6 protein-coding genes are annotated in these 17,829 nt (G+C 69.8%); 5 read left to right on the top strand and 1 reads right to left on the bottom strand.

The genetic code is table 11. The annotated features are described in order from the left end of the window. Window positions 1-49: 49 nt before the first annotated feature. Window positions 50-2,017, bottom strand: a complete 1,968-nt coding sequence (locus ACIBD9_RS24205) for a tachylectin-related carbohydrate-binding protein (protein ID WP_396721079.1) — start codon at window positions 2,015-2,017, stop codon at window positions 50-52. A 717-nt stretch (window positions 2,018-2,734) separates the two neighbouring features. Here ACIBD9_RS24205 and ACIBD9_RS24200 point away from each other — a divergent pair. The 5 genes from ACIBD9_RS24200 to ACIBD9_RS24180 all read left to right on the top strand — a co-directional run bounded on the left by ACIBD9_RS24200 (window position 2,735) and on the right by ACIBD9_RS24180 (window position 17,726). Beyond that, window positions 2,735-12,178, top strand: a complete 9,444-nt coding sequence (locus ACIBD9_RS24200) for a DNRLRE domain-containing protein (RefSeq protein WP_396721078.1) — start codon at window positions 2,735-2,737, stop codon at window positions 12,176-12,178. A gap of 389 nt (window positions 12,179-12,567) precedes the next feature. Beyond that, window positions 12,568-14,964, top strand: coding sequence for a hypothetical protein (locus tag ACIBD9_RS24195; RefSeq protein WP_396721077.1), 2,397 nt, complete (start codon window positions 12,568-12,570; stop codon window positions 14,962-14,964). Window positions 14,965-15,061: 97 nt separating this feature from the next. Continuing rightward, on the top strand, window positions 15,062-15,805 hold the full coding sequence (locus tag ACIBD9_RS24190) for an ArsR/SmtB family transcription factor (protein WP_396721075.1): 744 nt from the start codon (window positions 15,062-15,064) through the stop codon (window positions 15,803-15,805). A gap of 92 nt (window positions 15,806-15,897) precedes the next feature. Beyond that, window positions 15,898-16,932 (top strand): cytochrome P450, encoded by a 1,035-nt coding sequence (locus tag ACIBD9_RS24185; protein WP_396721073.1) that lies wholly within the window; start codon window positions 15,898-15,900, stop codon window positions 16,930-16,932. Further along, window positions 16,929-17,726, top strand: a complete 798-nt coding sequence (locus tag ACIBD9_RS24180; protein WP_396721071.1) for an isocitrate lyase/phosphoenolpyruvate mutase family protein — start codon at window positions 16,929-16,931, stop codon at window positions 17,724-17,726. The genes ACIBD9_RS24185 and ACIBD9_RS24180 overlap by 4 nt, the downstream gene beginning before the upstream one ends. Window positions 17,727-17,829 lie beyond the last annotated feature (103 nt).

Raw genomic sequence — 17,829 nt, 5'->3', positions numbered from 1 at the left:
CGTCGGCCGCCGGGGTGGGTCACCCCGACGGCCGACGGCCCGGTGCTGGTCAGTCGCGGGGCTGCGGGATCTCCCGCTTGGTGAAGGACACGTCCGGAGCCGTGGCGTTCCGGGTGGTGAGCGAGGCGGCCGACTCGTCCATGTCGTAGAGCCGGACCGAACCGTTGGCGGTGCGGCTCACGAACCCGAGTCGAGTGCCGCTGGAGTTCTGGAAGACGAATGCCGTCGGGTCGGTCGGATAGGTCTCGTCCGGGATGGTCGCGCTGGCCCAGTTGCCCCAGGCGGTGGAGCCCGCGGCCGTCTGTCGGCTGTGGTGGATGGTGTCGTCGGCCGTACGGGTGAAGACCGAGATGCGCCCGGTGTTGGGGCTCAGGACGGCGGCCGGGGAGCCCACCGGAGTGATGCCGCTGTCTGCGACCGCGTTCCAGGTGCCGGGCCAGGTGCCGTCGGTGTTCTGCAACTGGCTCTTGACCACTCCGTCGCTGTGTCGGGCGAACACCATCAGGCGACGGCCGGGCAGTGTCACCACGCTCGGCGTGTCCACGAAGCCGACGTCACCCAACCCCGCCCAGGCGGAGGTCAGCGCACCGCCCTTGTAGGTGGCGGTCTGCAGGGTGCCGGCCGCGTTGGCCACCAGGAGGGTGGCCGTGCCGTCCGTGCCCGGCACGACGACCGGCGTACCGGTCAGGCCGGCGCCGCCCAGCGGCGTCCAGGGAAGCAGATCTCCGGCGGTGCCGTCCTGTCGGCGGTGCCACAGCCCGCCATCGGCATCCAGGGCGAAGACCGCGCGCGTGTCGTCCGAGAGACGGACAGCGGTTGGCTCCGAGCGCATCGCCCCACCGAGGGCGAGCCACGGGTTCCAGTCCGGCATGGCCGGCGTCTTCTGGGTCAACGAACCCACGTTGCTGGTGGTCTCGTGGGCGACGATGGTGACCCGGTTCTGAGCGTCCGAGACCACGGACGGCTTGCCGGTGTACGCCTCCGTGCCGGGCACCGGTGACCACTGGATCGAAGACAGCGAGTCCGGGTTCGCGCGCCCGTGCCGCAGTTGGCCGATGTTGTCGCTGTAGGCGATCTCCAGGCTGCCCAGCGCGGTGCCGGCGGCCGGGGCCTGCGCGACCGCCAACGGGGCGTTCTGCTGCACCGGAGCGGCGGGCAGCGCGGGGCTGGTGATCGCCCCCTGCCGGCAGGTGTTGGTGGTGGTGAAGACGTTCGGGAAGCCGGCCCAACCCGTGCCGATCGGGTCGGCGGTCAGCGCCCAGGACAGGTTGTCCTCGCGGTAGCGGTACTGGAGCAGGTCGCCGTCGGCCTGGATGCCGAAGAGCGTGTCTCCGCCGGCGGAGAAGAGCCCCTTGGTGAACCCCTGCCAGCCGCTCGAACCAACCAGGCGGTCACGGAGCAGCCACCGCTGGCTCGCCGGGTCGAACCGGTGTCGGTAGAGCCTGCCGTCGGCCGCTCGGGCGTAGAGGACGCCGGGGGCGCCGGCCACGATCAGGTTGTACCGGTCCCAGCCGGTGTCGATGACGCGCGCGTTGATGGTCCACGTCCGCGTCGGCTCGTCGAACCGGTACCAGCGCAGTTTGCCCTGGGCGTCGACGGCGTAGAAGTCGCCGATCTGGTCCACAGTGATCTTGTCACGGAAGCTGGCCGTCGCGTAGTTCGTGAAGCTCGTACTGATGATCCAGCTCTGCTTGCCGTCGACGGTTTCCCAGGTGCTGCCCGTCCATCGGTAGCGGTTCAGGCCGGTCGAGTTGATGCCGTAGACCCGGCCGTCCGGCCCACCCAGAATGCGACCGAAGTTCTGCCAACCGGCGGGGCCGATGGTGGTGGCGGCGGTGAAGGCTCCGCCGTCGCGGCCCGGGGTGCTGTACTGGCGACGGACGAGCGTGCCGGTCGTGGTCGAGTTGAAGAACGCCGCCGCTCCGGTGCAGCTGAAGGCGTCGGTCGCCGCCTGTGCGGGAGACGCCGGCAGCGGTGCCACGAGGCCGGCGGCGCCGATGAGCGCCGCGGCGGTCAACGCAAACGATCGACGCCGAGAAGGCGTCCGTGGTGCGGATTTTTTGGTCAACTGGGACACGATTGTGTCATCCTCCCCCGAGAATAATAGAACGACCGTAGTGAATTGATTGGTCTGCGGTTATCGCCGCATCTGCAAAGAATCCACTGTGTGCGGCGAGTGATTCATCCACCACGGTCGCGGCCCATCATGCACGACCGTGGGTCGCCTGCCAAGCGTGGAGTCTCGGTCCGACCCGTGAACTTCGCCAGCGTCCATGATGGACATCCGGGAGTCGGTCGACGCGAGCAGTAAACGGACTTAAGCCGCCAAACGACCCGGATCTTGACGGAAAGTAATCGTCCCAGGTCGTAGTGCTGATCAGGAAGACCTCCGCCGCTGCGGCTTGACAGCCGATTGGGCGTGCTGCAACCTACAGCGGCATATCGACAAGTAGCAGCACACGGGGGTGTGAAGCTGTGACCGCGAAGCTGGCGGCTTTCTGCCGTGCCGAGGCGATACCGGATTTGTTGGGCGATCCGTTCCGACGTGAGTTCCGTCCACCCGATCTGCCTCTTCGATTCTCCTGAAATTTCCGTCGACCGATGGGTCGACGTGGTACCGCCGTGCCCGTGAGGGAAACGGCGATCGCCCACAGCTCCGCGTGACCGTAGCCGGTTCCGCGGCTCTCGCGTGCCTCCCTCCGCCTCTCCGCCCGTCCTCGATCCAGGGGTGACCATGTCCTTCAGCATTCGGCGTCTGCCCGACCCGCGCGGTCGGCTGACCGATCTGCGTGGTCGGCTACCCCGGCAACGCTCGGTGTTCGGCTCCGGCACCACCCGGTCCGTCCTGGTGGCCGCCCTGGCCGGCGTGCTGATGCTCAACCTGGGCGGCAGTGGAGTGACCGCGCTGCCCGCGGGCGGTGCTCGGGACCGCGACGGTGTCGCCTCCACCGGTCGGGGTGGCGGCACGAAGCCGACCCAGGCATGGGGCTCGGCGGCGGGCAAGGCACACGTGACGCCCGGACGACCCAACCGGGACCTCCCGAAGTCGCAGCGCGGGCAGTACCCGCTGCACAAGCTCGCCGACAAGCCCGCCCCCGGCCGCAACAAGGCGTCGGTGGCGACCGCACCCGTCGACGACACCAAGGGCTTCGACAAGCGGACCAGCCGGGAACGGCCGGCCGAGCGCGGCGTCAACCAGCGGGTGTTCGACAACGCCGACGGCACCCAGACCACCGAGTTCTCCTCCGCCCCGATCAACTACCGCAAGCCGGACGGCACCTGGGCGCCTATCGACCACACTCTGGTGCCGGCCGCCGACGGGTGGGGGACCGCCGCCGACTCGGTCGGTCTGCACCTCGCCAGCAACGGGGCCGCGAGCCAGGTGGCCCGGGTGAGCTTCGACGGTGACACCGAGTTCGGCTTCGGTCTGGCCGAGGCGACCAACGCACCGGGCCGGGTGGACGGCAACGCCGTCACCTACCCCGGCGTACGCCCCGACGTCGACCTTCGCCTGGAGCCCCGGGCCGGTGGGGTGAAGGAAACCCTGGTCCTGCACTCGGCCAAGGCGCCCACCTCGTACGTGTTCCCGCTGAGCCTGCGCAACCTCACCGCGAAGCTGGTCGACGGTCAGGTCGTCCTCAGCGACCGGGACGGGCACCAGCGCGGGGTCATCCCGCCGGGTTACATGATGGACGCCGGCTCGGGAACGGCTGGTCCCGCCACCTCGACCAAGGTCGCCTACGAACTGGTCACCACGGGTGGGCAGACGGCGCTGAAGGTCACCCTCGACCGGGCCTGGTTGTCCGACCCCGACCGGCGGTACCCGGTGGCCGCCGACCCGACCGTCGGCCCGCCGGTCGACGCGGTCAAGGCCGACAGCAGCATGTACGTGCACGGAGACAGCTCCACGTCCGGCAGCAGCGAGCTGCTCGTCGGCCGCTCCGGTGGGTCCAACGCGGCGGCCTACCTCAAGTTCGGCGACCTGGTCAGCCGACTCCAGAACCACACCATCCACGGCGCGGCCCTCTCGGCGGTCAACTTCGACGCGGCCTCCTGTAAGGCACGCGCGGTCACCGTCCACCCGGTCACCGGGTCGTGGTCGGCCGGCACCGGCTACTCGTATCCCGGGCCGGCGGTGGGTGGCTCGCTGGTCAGCCGCTCGTTCGCCCACGGGTACGTCGCCCTCGGCCAGTCCCAGTCCGCCTGCCCGGCGGCGGGGGAGATGTTCGACCTCGGTGCCGCCGGCCGCAATCTGGTGCAGCGCTGGGTCAACGGCCAGCAGGCCAACAACGGTCTCTCGCTGCGCGCGTCCACGACCGACACCTCGGCGTGGAAGAAGTTCGCGGGTACCGGCACGGCCAACCCCCCGGCGCTCTACGTCACGCACAGCCCGTACAACGCCGGGTACGCGATCCCGAAGCCCACCCCGGAGCCGCCCGTCCTGCGTAACCAGGACGGCAAGGTGAAGGTGACCGTCACCAACCTCGGCGCCGAGGCATGGACGCCGGCCAACTACTACCTCGCGTACCGGGTCTACAACGCGCAGACCGGCGCCGCGGTGACCCAGCAGCGGGCGGCCAACCTGCCCTCCACCCTGGCCCGTGGCGCGAAGGTCACCCTCGACGCGACCGTGAAGCGGTTGGAGCCCGGCTCCTACTTCCTCGACTTCACCATGGTGCGTACCGGTGGGGCGGTCTTCACCGACCACCAGGTGCCACCCGGTCGGATCGTGCTCCAGGTCTTCGACGTGCCGCCGGTGGTGCAGGAGCTCTACCCGGAGAACGGCTACCAGGCCCCGACGCTCACCCCGTTGCTCTGGGCCCGGGCCGTGGACACCGACGCCGCACCCGGTGCCACCCTGTCGTTCAAGTTCGAGATCTGCGACCGCACCGACGCCGGCGCGGCGACCAACTGCACCAACTCCGGCTACCAGGCCAAGCAGTCCTGGGTGGTGCCCGCCGGCCGGATGGTCTGGGGCAAGAGCTACCTGTGGCGGTCCTTCGTCAAGGACAGCGCCAACGAGGTCATCTCGCCGTACTCGACGATGATCAGCTCAGTGCCACAACCGGACCTGCTGTCCCGCATCGCCACCTCACCCAACGCCGAGCAGGGCCGCGAGTTCGACGCTCAGACCGGCAACTTCGCCACCTCCGCGGTGGACGCCACGGTGGTGACCGTCGGTCCGGAGCTGAACCTGGTCCGCACCTACAACAGCCTCGACCCCCGCACGTCCGGTGTCTTCGGCGCCGGCTGGTCGAGCCGGTACGACATGACGCTGGTCCCGGACAACGACGGCACCGGCAACGTGGTGGTCCGCTACCCGGACGGCCAGGAGGTGCGGTTCGGCAAGAACCCGGACGGCACGTACGCGCCGCCACCGGGCCGGGTCGCGAAACTCACCGTCGACAGCAGCAACTGGAAGCTGATCGACCGTTCCGGCAGCACCTACCAGTTCTCCCTGCTCAACAAACTCCAGAAGATCACCGACAACTCCGGGCACTCGGTCAACCTGATCCTCGACCCGATGACCGGCAAGCTCGCCAAGGCCCAGGTCTCCAACAGCCAGACCAACACCGCCGGCCGCTCGCTGACCTTCACGTGGAACGGCAACCACATCGCCACGGTCAGCACCGACCAGGTCAACGGCGCGAGGTTGACGTGGAACTACACGTACAACGGTGACCTGCTGACGAAGGTCTGCGGCCCGGAGTCCGCCTGCACCAACTACGACTATGCGGCCGGTTCGCACTACCGCACCGCCGTTCTCGACGCCAAGCCCGACTCGTACTACCACCTCGGCGAGGCCGAGGGCACCGGCGCGGCCAGCGACGTGGCGATCAACCTCGGCAAGGACGCCGGCACGTACCGCAACAACGTCACGCTGGGTCAGCCCGGTGTGCTGGAGGGCACCAACGGCACCGCCGCCGCCTTCAACGGCACCTCGGCCTACCTGGAGCTGCCCAAGGGGCTGGTCAAGAAGAGCCGGGACGTCTCCGTCGAGCTGTGGTTCAAGATCGGCCTGACCCAGACCGGTGGCCCGCTCATCGGCTACCAGGACAAGGCCGTCGGCACCGCCGCCACCAGCGGCGTTCCGCTGCTCTACACCGGCACCGACGGCAAACTGCGCGGCCAGTTCGCCACCGGCACGATCGCGCCGATCACCTCGGGCAAGACCGTCAACGACAACACGTGGCACCACGTGGTGCTCTCCGCGATGGCCAACACCCAGACCATGTACCTCGACGGCGTCAAGGTCGGTGACCTGGCCGGGCAGCCGATCGAGCACTCGCTGCTGACGTTCAACCAGGTCGGCCTCGCGTCGGCGACCACGCCCAGTTCCTGGCCGGCCTGGGGCAGCACCGCCCAGCGCAACTTCGCCGGCACGATCGACGAGGTCGCCGTCTACTCCCACCCGATCGGCCCGGACACGGCCAAGGCGCACTTCCAGTACGCCAAGCCGGCCGCCCAGCAGCTGACCCGGGTCACCCTGCCCAGCGGCCGGGTCGCCACCGAGGTCGAGTACGACACGGCCACCGACCGGGTCAAGGAGTACACCGACGACAACGGCGGCACCTGGAAGGTGGGCCAGCCCACCGTCTACGGCGGTGACACCGACCTGCGGCGCAGCGTCCAGGTCCTCGACCCGGCCAACCGACCCTACCTGTACGAGTACGACGCGCTCGCCGGTCGGCTGCTGCGCTCGGGCACCCCGCTCGGCCTGGAGACCCGCGAGGAGGACCGCCCCGGGCAGACCAGCCCGACCCCGACCCCGCCGCCGACCGAGGTCTGCACCCAGCCCGACCCGAACGACCCGGCCTTCTGCACGGTGATCCCCGGTGACGCCGGTGGGCCGATCTTCGTGCGGCACCCGTTGGACGGCATGGCCATCCGCTCGTTCTCCTACAACGAGGACGGCCAGCAGAGCAAGGTCACCAACGAGAACGGTGACACGGTCGAGATGACGTACGACAGCAAGGGTCGTCTCGCCACCCGCAAGAGCTGCCGTACCTCCACGCAGTGCTTCACGAACTACTACACCTACTCGACCACCATCACCGACCAGTTCGACCCGCGCGTCGACCTGGCGGTGGAGCAGCGCGACGGCCGCTCCAGCGGACCGACCGACAACAACTACCGGACCACCTTCTCGTACCACTACACCGGTCAGCTCCTCAGCCAGGGCAACCCCGACGGCAGCACGGTCACCCACACCTACACCACTGGCGCGGAAGCCGGCATCAACGGCATCTCTCCGTCCGGGTTGTTGGCCACCAGCTCCGACGGGCGCTCCAAGGTGACCCGCTACGCCTATTACACGAACGGTGACCTGTACAAGGTGACCGAGCCATCCGGGCTGGTGACCGAGTACACCTACGACGCGCTCGGCCGACGGATCACCGAGAAGGTCATCTCCGACACCTATCCCGCGGGTGTCACCACCACGATCACCTATGACGGACACTCGCGGGTCGCCACCGTCACCGGCCCGGTCACCACCGACGCCGTCACCGGCAAGCAGCACCAGAGCCGGACGGTCAACGAGTACGACGCCGACGGCAACCCCACCAAGGTCACCGTCTCCGACCTGCTCGGTGGTGACCCCGAGCGGGTCACCAGCACCGACTACGACGACGAGGGCCGGCCGGTCCGGGTCGTCGACCCCGAGGGCAACGAGACCAGCTACGGCTACGACCGGTTCGGCAACAAGACGACCATGACCGACGCCAACGGCAACCGCTACGACTGGGCGTACACCGCGCAGAACAAGGTGGCCGAGGTGCGGCTGCGGGACTGGCGCAGTGACCCGGCCGGTACCCCGGGCACCGGCACCGGCGACTACCTGGTCCTGCACTCCTACTCGTACGACTTCGCGGGGCGGCTGGCCAGCGACACCGACGCCATGGGTCGGCGACTGGAGTACAAGTACTACCGCGACGACCTGCTGGAGAAGATCACCCTCAAGGACTTCCGTAACCCCGACGGCTCCAAGCGCGACTACGTCGTCGAGGAGAACACCTACGACGGCGCCGGCAACGTGACCCGCAAGGTCGGCGCCAACGGCACCCAGATCACCGACCACACGCCGGACAAGACCGGCAAGGTGAAGAGCACCGTGCTGGACCCGAGCGGGGTGCGCCGCACCAACACCTTCACCTACGACCTCAACGGCAACGTCACCCAGACCGTCCGCACCGGCAACCCGTCGAACCTGAACTGGGAGGTGCTGGCCACCTCCGAGGTCGTCGACTACACCTACGACGACGCCGGGAACGTGCTCACCGAAAAGGTCACCGCCGGCAGCGAGACCAGGGTGACCAGCTACACGTACGACCGTCGCGGCCTGCGTACCTCGGTCACCGACCCGCGCGGCAACGTCAGCGGCGCCGACAAGGCGAAGTACACCAGCACCTTCCGGTACGACGAACTCGGCCGTCAGATCGGGCAGAGCGGCCCGACCGTCCTCGCCGAGAGCGACGGCAACCCGGCCGTACCCACCAACCCGACCAGCTCGATCGGCTACAACACCTTCGGCGAGCAGGTCGCGGTCAAGGACCCGCTCGGCCGGGTCTCCACCTCCGAGTACGACAAGCTCGGCCGGGTGGTGCGCAGCCTCGCGCCGACGTACCAGGCTCCCGGGGTGTCCCAGACGGTCACCCCGGAGCACAAGCGCCGCTACGACGCCGTGGGCAACGTGTTGGAGGAGACCGACCCGGCGGGCGTCACCAGCTACACCTACGACCAGCTCAACCGGCTGACCGTACGGGACGAACCGTCGAAGACCAACGACGACCGCGCCCTCACCCGCTACACCTACACCCGCACCGGTGAGGTCCTCTCGGTCACCGGCCCGACCGGCGCCCGGGTCGAGTCGACCTACGACGACCTCGACCGGCAGGTCACCCAGACCGTCGTCGAGCGTCGGCCGACCACCCGCAACCTGGTCAGCAAGCTCGCCTACGACGACGCGGGCAACCTGACCTCGTCGTCGTCCCCGACCGGGGCGACCACTGTCAACACCTTCAACGGGGCCGGCGACATCACCCGCAGCACCGCGCCGACCGGCGAGGCCACGATCTTCGGGTACGACTTCGCCGGTCGCCAGGTCCGCGTCTCCGACGGCCTCGGCCGCACCACCCGGAGCGGGTACGACCAGTTCGGCAACCGGGTCAGCACCCTCAACCTCAAGGCCGACGGCACCGTCCTGCGCACCCAGACCTACGGCTACGACGTGGCCGGCAACATGACGTCGTCGAAGGACCCCTACAACACCGTCACCACCTTCGAGTACGACGCGGCGGACCAGCTCGTCAAGCAGGTCGAGCCGACCGACACCGACCCGATCACCACCACGTTCGGGTACGACGCCGCCGGTAACCGCACCCGCTACACCGACGGCCGCAACAACTCCACCATCTACACGTACAACACGCTGGGCCTCCCGGAGTCGGCGATCGAGCCGTCCACGGCGAACCACCCGGCCGCCGCGGACCGCACCTGGACCGTCGCGTACGACGCCGACGGCAACGCGGTGCGGCTCAGCGCCCCCGGTGGGGTGAGCCGCACGCGGACCTACGACGCGGCCGGTCGACTGACCGTGGAGACCGGTTCCGGGGGTGACACGCCGACCGCGACCCGGACCCTGGACTACGACCAGGACGGCCGCTTGACCAGTGTCAACGCTCCCGGTGGCAGCAACACCTACAGCTGGAACGACCGGGGCGGGCTGCTGTCCACCGCCGGCCCGTCCGGCACGGCGAGCTTCGACTACAACGACGACGGCCGGGTGACCAGCCGCACCGACCTGACCGGCACGGCCACCTTCGGCTACATCAAGGGTCGCCTCGACACGCTCACCGACAGCATCACCGGCCAGCAGCAGAAGCTTGACTACGACGCCGCCGGTGACGTCAAGACCGTCGACTACGGCGCCGGCCGCGTCCGCACCTTCGGCTACGACGACTACGGGCGGGTCGCCAGCGACGTGCTGCGCAACGCGGGTGGCCAGACGGTGGCCTCGGTCACCTACGGCTTTGACCTGAACGGCCACCTCACCAGTAAGAACACCACCGGCACCGCCGGCGCCGGCGCCAACACCTACGACTACGACAAGGCCGGCCGGCTGATCTCCTGGACCAGCCCGGCCGGGACCGTCACGTACGCCTGGGACGCCAGCGGCAACCGGGTTCGGGCCGGCTCCAAGACCGCGACCTTCGACGAGCGCAACCGGTTGCTCTCCGACGGCGACTACACCTATGCGTACACCGCACGGGGCACCCTGCGAACCCGCACCAGCTCAGGCCTGGCCGAGCAGTTCTCCTTCGACGCCTTCGACCGACTCACCGGAGCGCAGGACCAGACCTACAACTACGACGGTCTGGACCGGGTGGCGTCCCGAACCGGCAACTCCTTCGTCTACGCCGGCCTGGGCGACGAGGTGGTGCACGACGGGTACGAGTACTACGGCCGCGGCCCGAACGACGAACTGCTCGCCACCGCCCAGGCCGCCAACAAGCGGCTGTCGCTGACCGATGCCCACGGTGACGTGGTGGCGGCCATCAACCCGGCCGACACCCAACTGTCCACCCTCAACGACTCCACCGCGTACGACCCGTTCGGCAAGAAGGTGAGCAGCACCGGCAGCACCGGCCGGCTGGGCTTCCAGGGGGACTGGACCGACCCGGACACCGGGCAGGTCGACATGGGCGCCCGCTGGTACCAGCCCGGCACCGGCACCTTCACCTCGCGGGACAGCGTCAACTACACCTCCGGCGACTCGATCCTGGCCAACCGCTACACCTACGGTGCTGGCGCCCCGCTGGACTTCGACGACCCGGACGGCCACTGGCCGCGCTGGATGAAGCGGGCCGCGAGCGCGGTGAGCAACACCGTCTCCAACGTCGTCAGTGGCGCGACCACGGCGTTCAACTACGCCCGGAACTTCGTGTCCACCGCCGTCCACTACGCCTGGTCCGGCATCAAGGCGGTCGGCCGGGTGATCTCCGACGGCGCGAAGTGGATCGCCAACAAGGCCGTGAACGCGGTCAAGATCGTTGGCAGTGCGCTTCGGAGCGGTTACAACCAGTTGGCCCGCGCCGCCGACTGGGCGAAACAACAGGCCAAGGTCGTCGCTCAACGCATCTACCAGGCAAAGGTCGCGGTGACCGCCGCCGCGAAGTCGGCCATCAAACAGGCGGTCAAATTCACCAAGCTGCCGGTGATCCAGGCCCTGACGAAGCCGCTCATCGCGCTCGGCAAGGTGGTCTCCACCGGCTTCAAGATGGCGGCGAGCGTCGTCGCGCTCACCACAATGGCGATTCAGGACCCACAGAAGTTCAAACAGAACCTCTGGCTGGCGGCCGCACAGAAGCTGGCGCCGCTCGTCGAGGGCGCCGAGAAGATGTGGGACAAGGCGACCCAGTTCGTCGACGAGCACGCCGCCGAGATCGCCGGCTTCGCCGTCGGTGCCGTCGTCGGCCTGGGCTGCGGCGCGGCCATCGGTTGGACCGGTGTCGGTGCGGTGGCCTGCGGGGCGCTCGCCGGCGCGGTCGGCTCGGCGGTCACCGGCTACATGGACGGCAAGCGTGGCTGGGACCTCGCCGGCGCCACCGCCATGGGCGGCCTGTTCGGTGCTGCTGGCGGTGCGCTCGGCTCCATCGCGGGCCAGGCGCTGGGAGCGGGCATCCGCGGGCTGAGCGGGGGTCTCCAGTCGGCGGGTAGCAAGGCGCTCAGCGCAGGTATCGGAGAAGCACGCGGTCTGCTGACTTCCGCTGGCCGTGGCGTTCAAATAGGACCCTTCCGTGGCTTGTCACAGAGTTTCCCTGGCGGACGGAATGGTGCTGCGGTTACGGTCGGCCAGCTCAAGAGGAGCCTCGGCCGGGCTGGCATGAGCGTCCGGAAATACGACGTCGAGCGCGTACCGGAGATCTTGCAACCGGACGGTGGCCTGGCTTTTGGTAACAGCCCTCATATCAATGGCGTTCCAGAACTGGGCGCCACAGGGAAACCTCTGATTCAGATCTCGGACCTTGGGCTGAGAGATATGGATGAGGCCGTCACGACGGTCTTCCACGAAATCTTCCATCATCGAACGAAGGGTGCGCTCGGTTTTGAGGAAGCGGCCGAGGCGTATGGTAGGCGGATGTTGGACAGGTTTAATGCTCGGACGAGAGGCAATTGACCCATGCGAGTGTTTGACGCAGCTGAGGTGCAGGCGCTGGCTGCGGGGCCGCGCTTCGTGGATCAGCCAGTGGAACGGCTGTGCCCAGCTTGTGGAAACAAAGGAGTCAGAACGTACATGTACGGTTCTGACCGCCAGGGCAGGCCGACGATTATTAGTTATACGTGGTGCGCCTCCTGTCGGCGTTACCACGGCTCGGTCGGCCCTCGCCCCGACAGGCTTCGTTTCAATGATCCATTGAGCCATATGTCTCGCGACGATCGGAAAGCACTGGAGCGTAAGGGCGCGGAGTTCTTCCGGACGTTGGATGAGTTGTGGGACAGCGGCCTTCTGCCGCAGAAGTTCGACCGTTAACCTCGCCGGCTATACGCGGATAATTCGCTGCCGGGGTGATCCCTTACTGCCTGGAGGCTGATAATTTGAGATCTGCCCGAGCTTTGTCGTTGCAGAAATTGGCCGTCAAGACGCTCGTCATAAGTCTTGTCGCGGCTGCGGCTGTCCTCGTCGCGCCGTCGGGGGCCAGCGCCGACGCCGCTGGCAGGGGTGGTGACTATGTACCGATCGACACCGTCGCCCTGCTCGACACCCGCACGGGTATCGGCAGCACCGCCGGCACCCGAGGCGCCGGATCGGTCACGTCGTTCACTGCCCTGGGAATCGGCGGCGTTCCGGCCACGGGTGTCAGCGCGCTGATGGTGGACGTGACGGCGATCAGCCCGACCGCCAACACGTTCCTGTCCGTTTATCCTGACCAGACAAGCCGGACGACCTCGGAGCTGAATGCCGCCGCCGGCGAGGTGATCACCAACTCGACGGTGGTCAAGCCGGGCGCGAACGGCAAGATTGCGGTTTACAACCTGGCCGGCAGTCTGCACATCAGAGTGGACGTGGCGGGCTACTACACCACAGCCACGGGCAGCGTCGGCTCTGGCTTCGTGCCGGTGAACCACACGCGGGTGGTCGACAGCCGAGTAGGACTGGGGATCGCCACCGGCACGCTACCCACCAGCGGGACCCGCACTGCCAACCTTTCCGGTGGCGGGCTGGTGCCCAGCACCGCGAAGGCGATCATGCTCGACGTGGTCGTGACAGGTTCGACCGGCAGCGGTTGGGTGACGGTCGGGTCGAGCGCGACCGCGAAGGTCGCCATCGACTACGTCAAGGCCACCACGTCTATGGTGATGGCGGTCAAGCTCAGCTCCGATGGCAGCCGCAACGTGCAACTGGAGGCTCGCGGGCCCGCCGTGCACGTCGCCATCACGGTCCAGGGGTACTGGACCAACAGCCCGACCACCGGCGCGGGTCTGCGTCCGATCCCGGCGACACGGCTGTACGACAGCCGCTTGCCCACCGGCGCCCAGCCGTTGCCCGCGAGCGGCTCCGTCGACGTCGCGGTCGGCGGCACCAACGGCCTGCCGACTCGCGGCATCGCCGCCGCCGTCCTCAACGTGCACGTGGTCGGCCCCGCGGCCGCCGGGTATCTCACCGTCACGCCGCTTGACGGCACTCCGAACTCCGCCTCGACGGCCGACTTCCCCGCCGGGGCCAACAACACCCGATCGAGCCTCGTGGTGACCAAGCTGGGCACCGAGGGGAAAGTTCGGATCAAGAACGTCAGCGGCGGTACTGCGCACATCCTGGTCGACCTGCAAGGCTGGTTCGCCGACCCGATGCCGTTCCTGCCGGTGGCGTCCTTCTCTCGCTCGTCTGCGTTGCAGGGAGAGCCGAGCGGAGGCAGCGCGCTTGGGACCATCGTTTACGCGCACACTGACAACACCGGTCAGGTGCGGGTCGTGCACCAGCAGAACCCCGACGACTTCAGTAACGTCCAGCACATCCCGCTGTTCGGCGCGGAGGCCTTCACCGGGCAACCGGCGCTCAACGTGTTGGGTGCCAGCAAGCAGACGCAGATCAGCGCCCTGCACACCACGGGTACGGTCTGGGCCGGCGCCCAGACGGCGGCGAACGCCGCGACCTGGGCGACCACCGGAAACCTCGGCGCGACCCTGGCGGCCCCTCCGGTCGCGGTCACCCTCGCCAACGGCACGAGCGTGCTCTTCGGCGTGGACGTCGACGGCCGCCTCTGGCACTACCGTCAGACCGGGACGACCGCGTCGTGGAAGAGCCTGGGTGACGTCGACCTCGCCGGTGGCCTCGCCACTGTGGCGCTCGGCACCGGGATTCAGTTGGTCGCCACCACCAGCACCGGCACCATCAAGACGGCGGTCTACTCGACCGATGGCGCCCTCACCGGTTGGACCGACCTGGGCGGGAACGTGACCGGGCTGCCGGCTGCCTTCCTCATCCAGGGCCCGCGCACCGCGGTGGTGGCGCGTGCGGCCGACGGTTCGCTGCTGTTGAAGAAGCAGGAACTGGGTGGGGCCTGGCCGGCCACCTGGCAGACGGTGGGTACGTTCACCGCGGCCGGATCCCCGGCAGCGATCCTCGACCCGGCGTTGGGCCGGATCGCTGTTGTCGCCCGCGGGTCCGACAACGAGATGTACCGGGTGTACGAGACCGAGCAGGGCTCGGGCACCTGGGGTGAGTGGCTGCGCCTGTACGAGAACCCTGGCGACCCGACCGCCGCCACCGCCGCCACCGATCCCACGATCGTGCCGATCCAGAACTCCGGCGGACCCGGTTTCGTGGTGGTCTACCGCAACCGGAACAACACCACCATCGCGCTGGACCGGCGGTTCGCCGCCCCCGGCGGGATGGCGGCAGCGAAGGTGAGCCCGTCCGCGGTCAGCTTCGCCGCGCACCTCATCCCGACGCCGCCGGCCTGATTCTCGGCATCACCAGCCCCGGGGGCCTTCGTCCACGTGACGGAGGCCCCCGGGTCGCTGTTCACCGGCTCGGCGTCTGCCTTCCTAGACTGGGGCGATGAGCGTTGGCACCGAGGGCCGGGGGATGGCCGAGCTGGCGGCCCTGCTGGCCGACGGCACCCGCGCCGGAATGTGCCTGGCGCTGCTCGACGGGCGGGCGTGGACGGCCGGTGAGCTGGCCCGGCGCGCCGGGGTCGCCCCGTCGACGGCCAGCGACCACCTCACCCGACTCGTCCGTGGTGGGCTCCTCGTCGAGGAACGGCAGGGCCGGCACCGCTACCTGCGGCTGGCCGGGCCGTCGGTGGCCCAGCTGATCGAGGACCTGGCCGGGCACGCCCCGGCCGCGCCCACACCGACCGGGTCGCTGCGCGCGGCGACCGCCACCGCCTCCCTGGCGTACGCCCGAACCTGCTACGACCACCTCGCCGGACGGCTCGGAGTGCTGATGTACGACGCGCTGCTCAGCGAGCGTCGACTCGACCGGTCCAGCGGGCTGACGCTGACGCCCGACGGGTGGGCCTGGGCGGCCGGGTTGGGCGTACCCGTGGACGTGCTGCGCGCCGCCCGCCGCCCGGTGGTCCGCGACTGCCTGGACTGGACCGAACGCCGCCCACACCTGGCCGGAGCGCTCGGCGCGGCGCTCTGCCGCCGCTTCACCGACCTTGGCTGGGTCAGCCGGGGCGCCGGCCGCGCCGTCCGTCTCACTCCCACCGGCCGCCCTGGCCTGGCCGCTGCCCTGGCCATCCCCGAACACACCCTCGACCCGCCGGTAGCCCCGCCGCCCACCAGCGGCCGCGCCTGACGGGCGACCCGCAGGTGACAGCGGCGACCCACAGGTGACAGCGGCGGAATCGTTCGGTGCGGGGCGAAACGTTCCCGCCCTACGGTCGGGCGATGACCGACAACTGGCCCGTCATCGCGCCCGCCCCGGGAACACCGGCGTGTGGGCCGCCCTCGTTCGAACCGCAGCGCGGCTGGACGGTGACGCGCCACGCCGACCTGCGCGCCGCGCTGACCGACCCGGCGTTCCAGGTGCCGGCCGTCGGCACCGGTCAACCCGGCACCCTCGCCTGGCTGCGCGCCACCGTCAGCCGGTTCAGTCCACCGGAACGGCACGGTGAGCGTCGGGCCGTCGTCGTGGCGGCGTTGGCCCCGCTGAACCCCGACGACCTCCGACACGATGCGGCGCGACTGACCATGGACGTCCTCGACCGCGTCGGCGACCGCTTCGACGTGATGCGGGAACTGGCCCGGCCGGTGCCGCTGCGGGCGTTGGCCGATCGCCTCGGCTTCGCGGATCCGGCAGCCGCCGGGACGGCGGTCGCGGTCGTCGCGGCGGCGTACCACCCGGGGGTGGACCTGGCCCTGACCGCGCGGGCCGACCGGGCGGTGGCGGCGCTGCTGGCGCTCGCGCCGCAGGGTCCGCCGGCGGTACGGGCCAACCTGATCGGTCTGCTGGTCCAGGCGAGCGACGCGACCGCCGGCCTGATCGGCGCCGCCGCCCATCACCTGCTCCCCCCGGCCGCTCTCCCAGTGCCGACCACGGCAGGGACCGCCGACCTGCTGGCCGAGGTGCTGCGCCTCGACCCGCCGGTCCGGGCCACCCGACGGGTCACCGTCGACGGGGTACGGCTGGGCGGGCAGGACCTGCCAGCGGGAAGTCGCGTGCTGTTGCGCTTCGACGCCGCCAACCGTGACGCGCAGGCGTTCACCGAGCCCGCGCGGTTCCAGCCCGGTCGGCCCGGTGCCGGTCTGTTGACGTTCGGGACGGGGGAGCGGGGTTGCCCCGGCGACCGACACGCCCTGGCGCTGGCCACCGGGGTGCTCGACGTGCTGCGGGAACGGTGCCGGCGCAGCCCGACCCCGTTGCGCCACGCGCCACACCCGACCCTGCGTGTGCCAACGAATCTGGAGGTGATCGTCCGATGATCGAACGTCGTGCCGCCTTCCACGCCCTGCACCACGCCGGCCGCCCTCTGCTGTTGCCCAACGCGTGGGACCACGCCTCGGCGGCGGCCCTCGCCGCGCGGGGGCATCCGGCCGTCGGCACCACCAGCCTCGGGGTCGCCGCGACCGCCGGCCTTCCCGACGGCGCGGCGGCCACCGCGGCGGAGACCCTCGCCCTGGCCCGCCGGCTGGCCCGACTGCCGGTGCTGCTCAGCGTGGACGTGGAGGCCGGGTTCAGCGACGACCCGGCCGAGGTAGCCGAGTACGTGGCGGAGTTGGCCGGGCTCGGCGTGGTCGGGATCAACCTGGAGGACGGGCGCTCGGACGGCACCCTGGCCGAACCCGAGTGCGTCGCCGACAAGGTCGCGGCGGTGAAGGCCGCGGTGCCGGACCTGTTCGTCAACGCGCGCACCGACACGTGGTGGCTGCCGGTGGCCGACCCGCTGCCGCAGGCCCTCGCCCGAGCCCGGGCCTACCGGGCGGCCGGGGCGGACGGGATCTTCGTGCCGGGTACCGTCGACGGCGCGACACTGCGGGTGCTCACCGAGCGGATCGACGCGCCGGTGAACGCGCTTTACCAGCCCGGCGGGCCGGGGCTGACCGAGTTGGGCAGGGCCGGGGTAGCCCGGGTCAGCACCGGCTCGCTGCTGTTCCGGGCCGCGCTGGGCGCCGCGCTCGCCGCCGCCGACGCCGTCCGCCTCGGCGGGCCCACCACACCGGCGGGACTGCCGTCGTACGCCGAGGTGCAGGCTCTGGTGCCGACGGACGGCGAGTGACGGTGGCGGCCCCATGCCAAGCCGGCGGGCCCTGATTCGTTGACGACATCAGCTCCAAAGCGCCCCAACCCAGGACCACACACACCGGCGGGTGGTGCACCGT

Origin of the sequence: Micromonospora sp. NPDC050784, assembly GCF_044456765.1 — a bacterium.
Lineage (GTDB): Bacteria > Actinomycetota > Actinomycetes > Mycobacteriales > Micromonosporaceae > Micromonospora > Micromonospora foliorum.
Note: the sequence above shows the minus strand (reverse complement) of the source record. Positions and strands in the feature narration are given on the sequence as shown.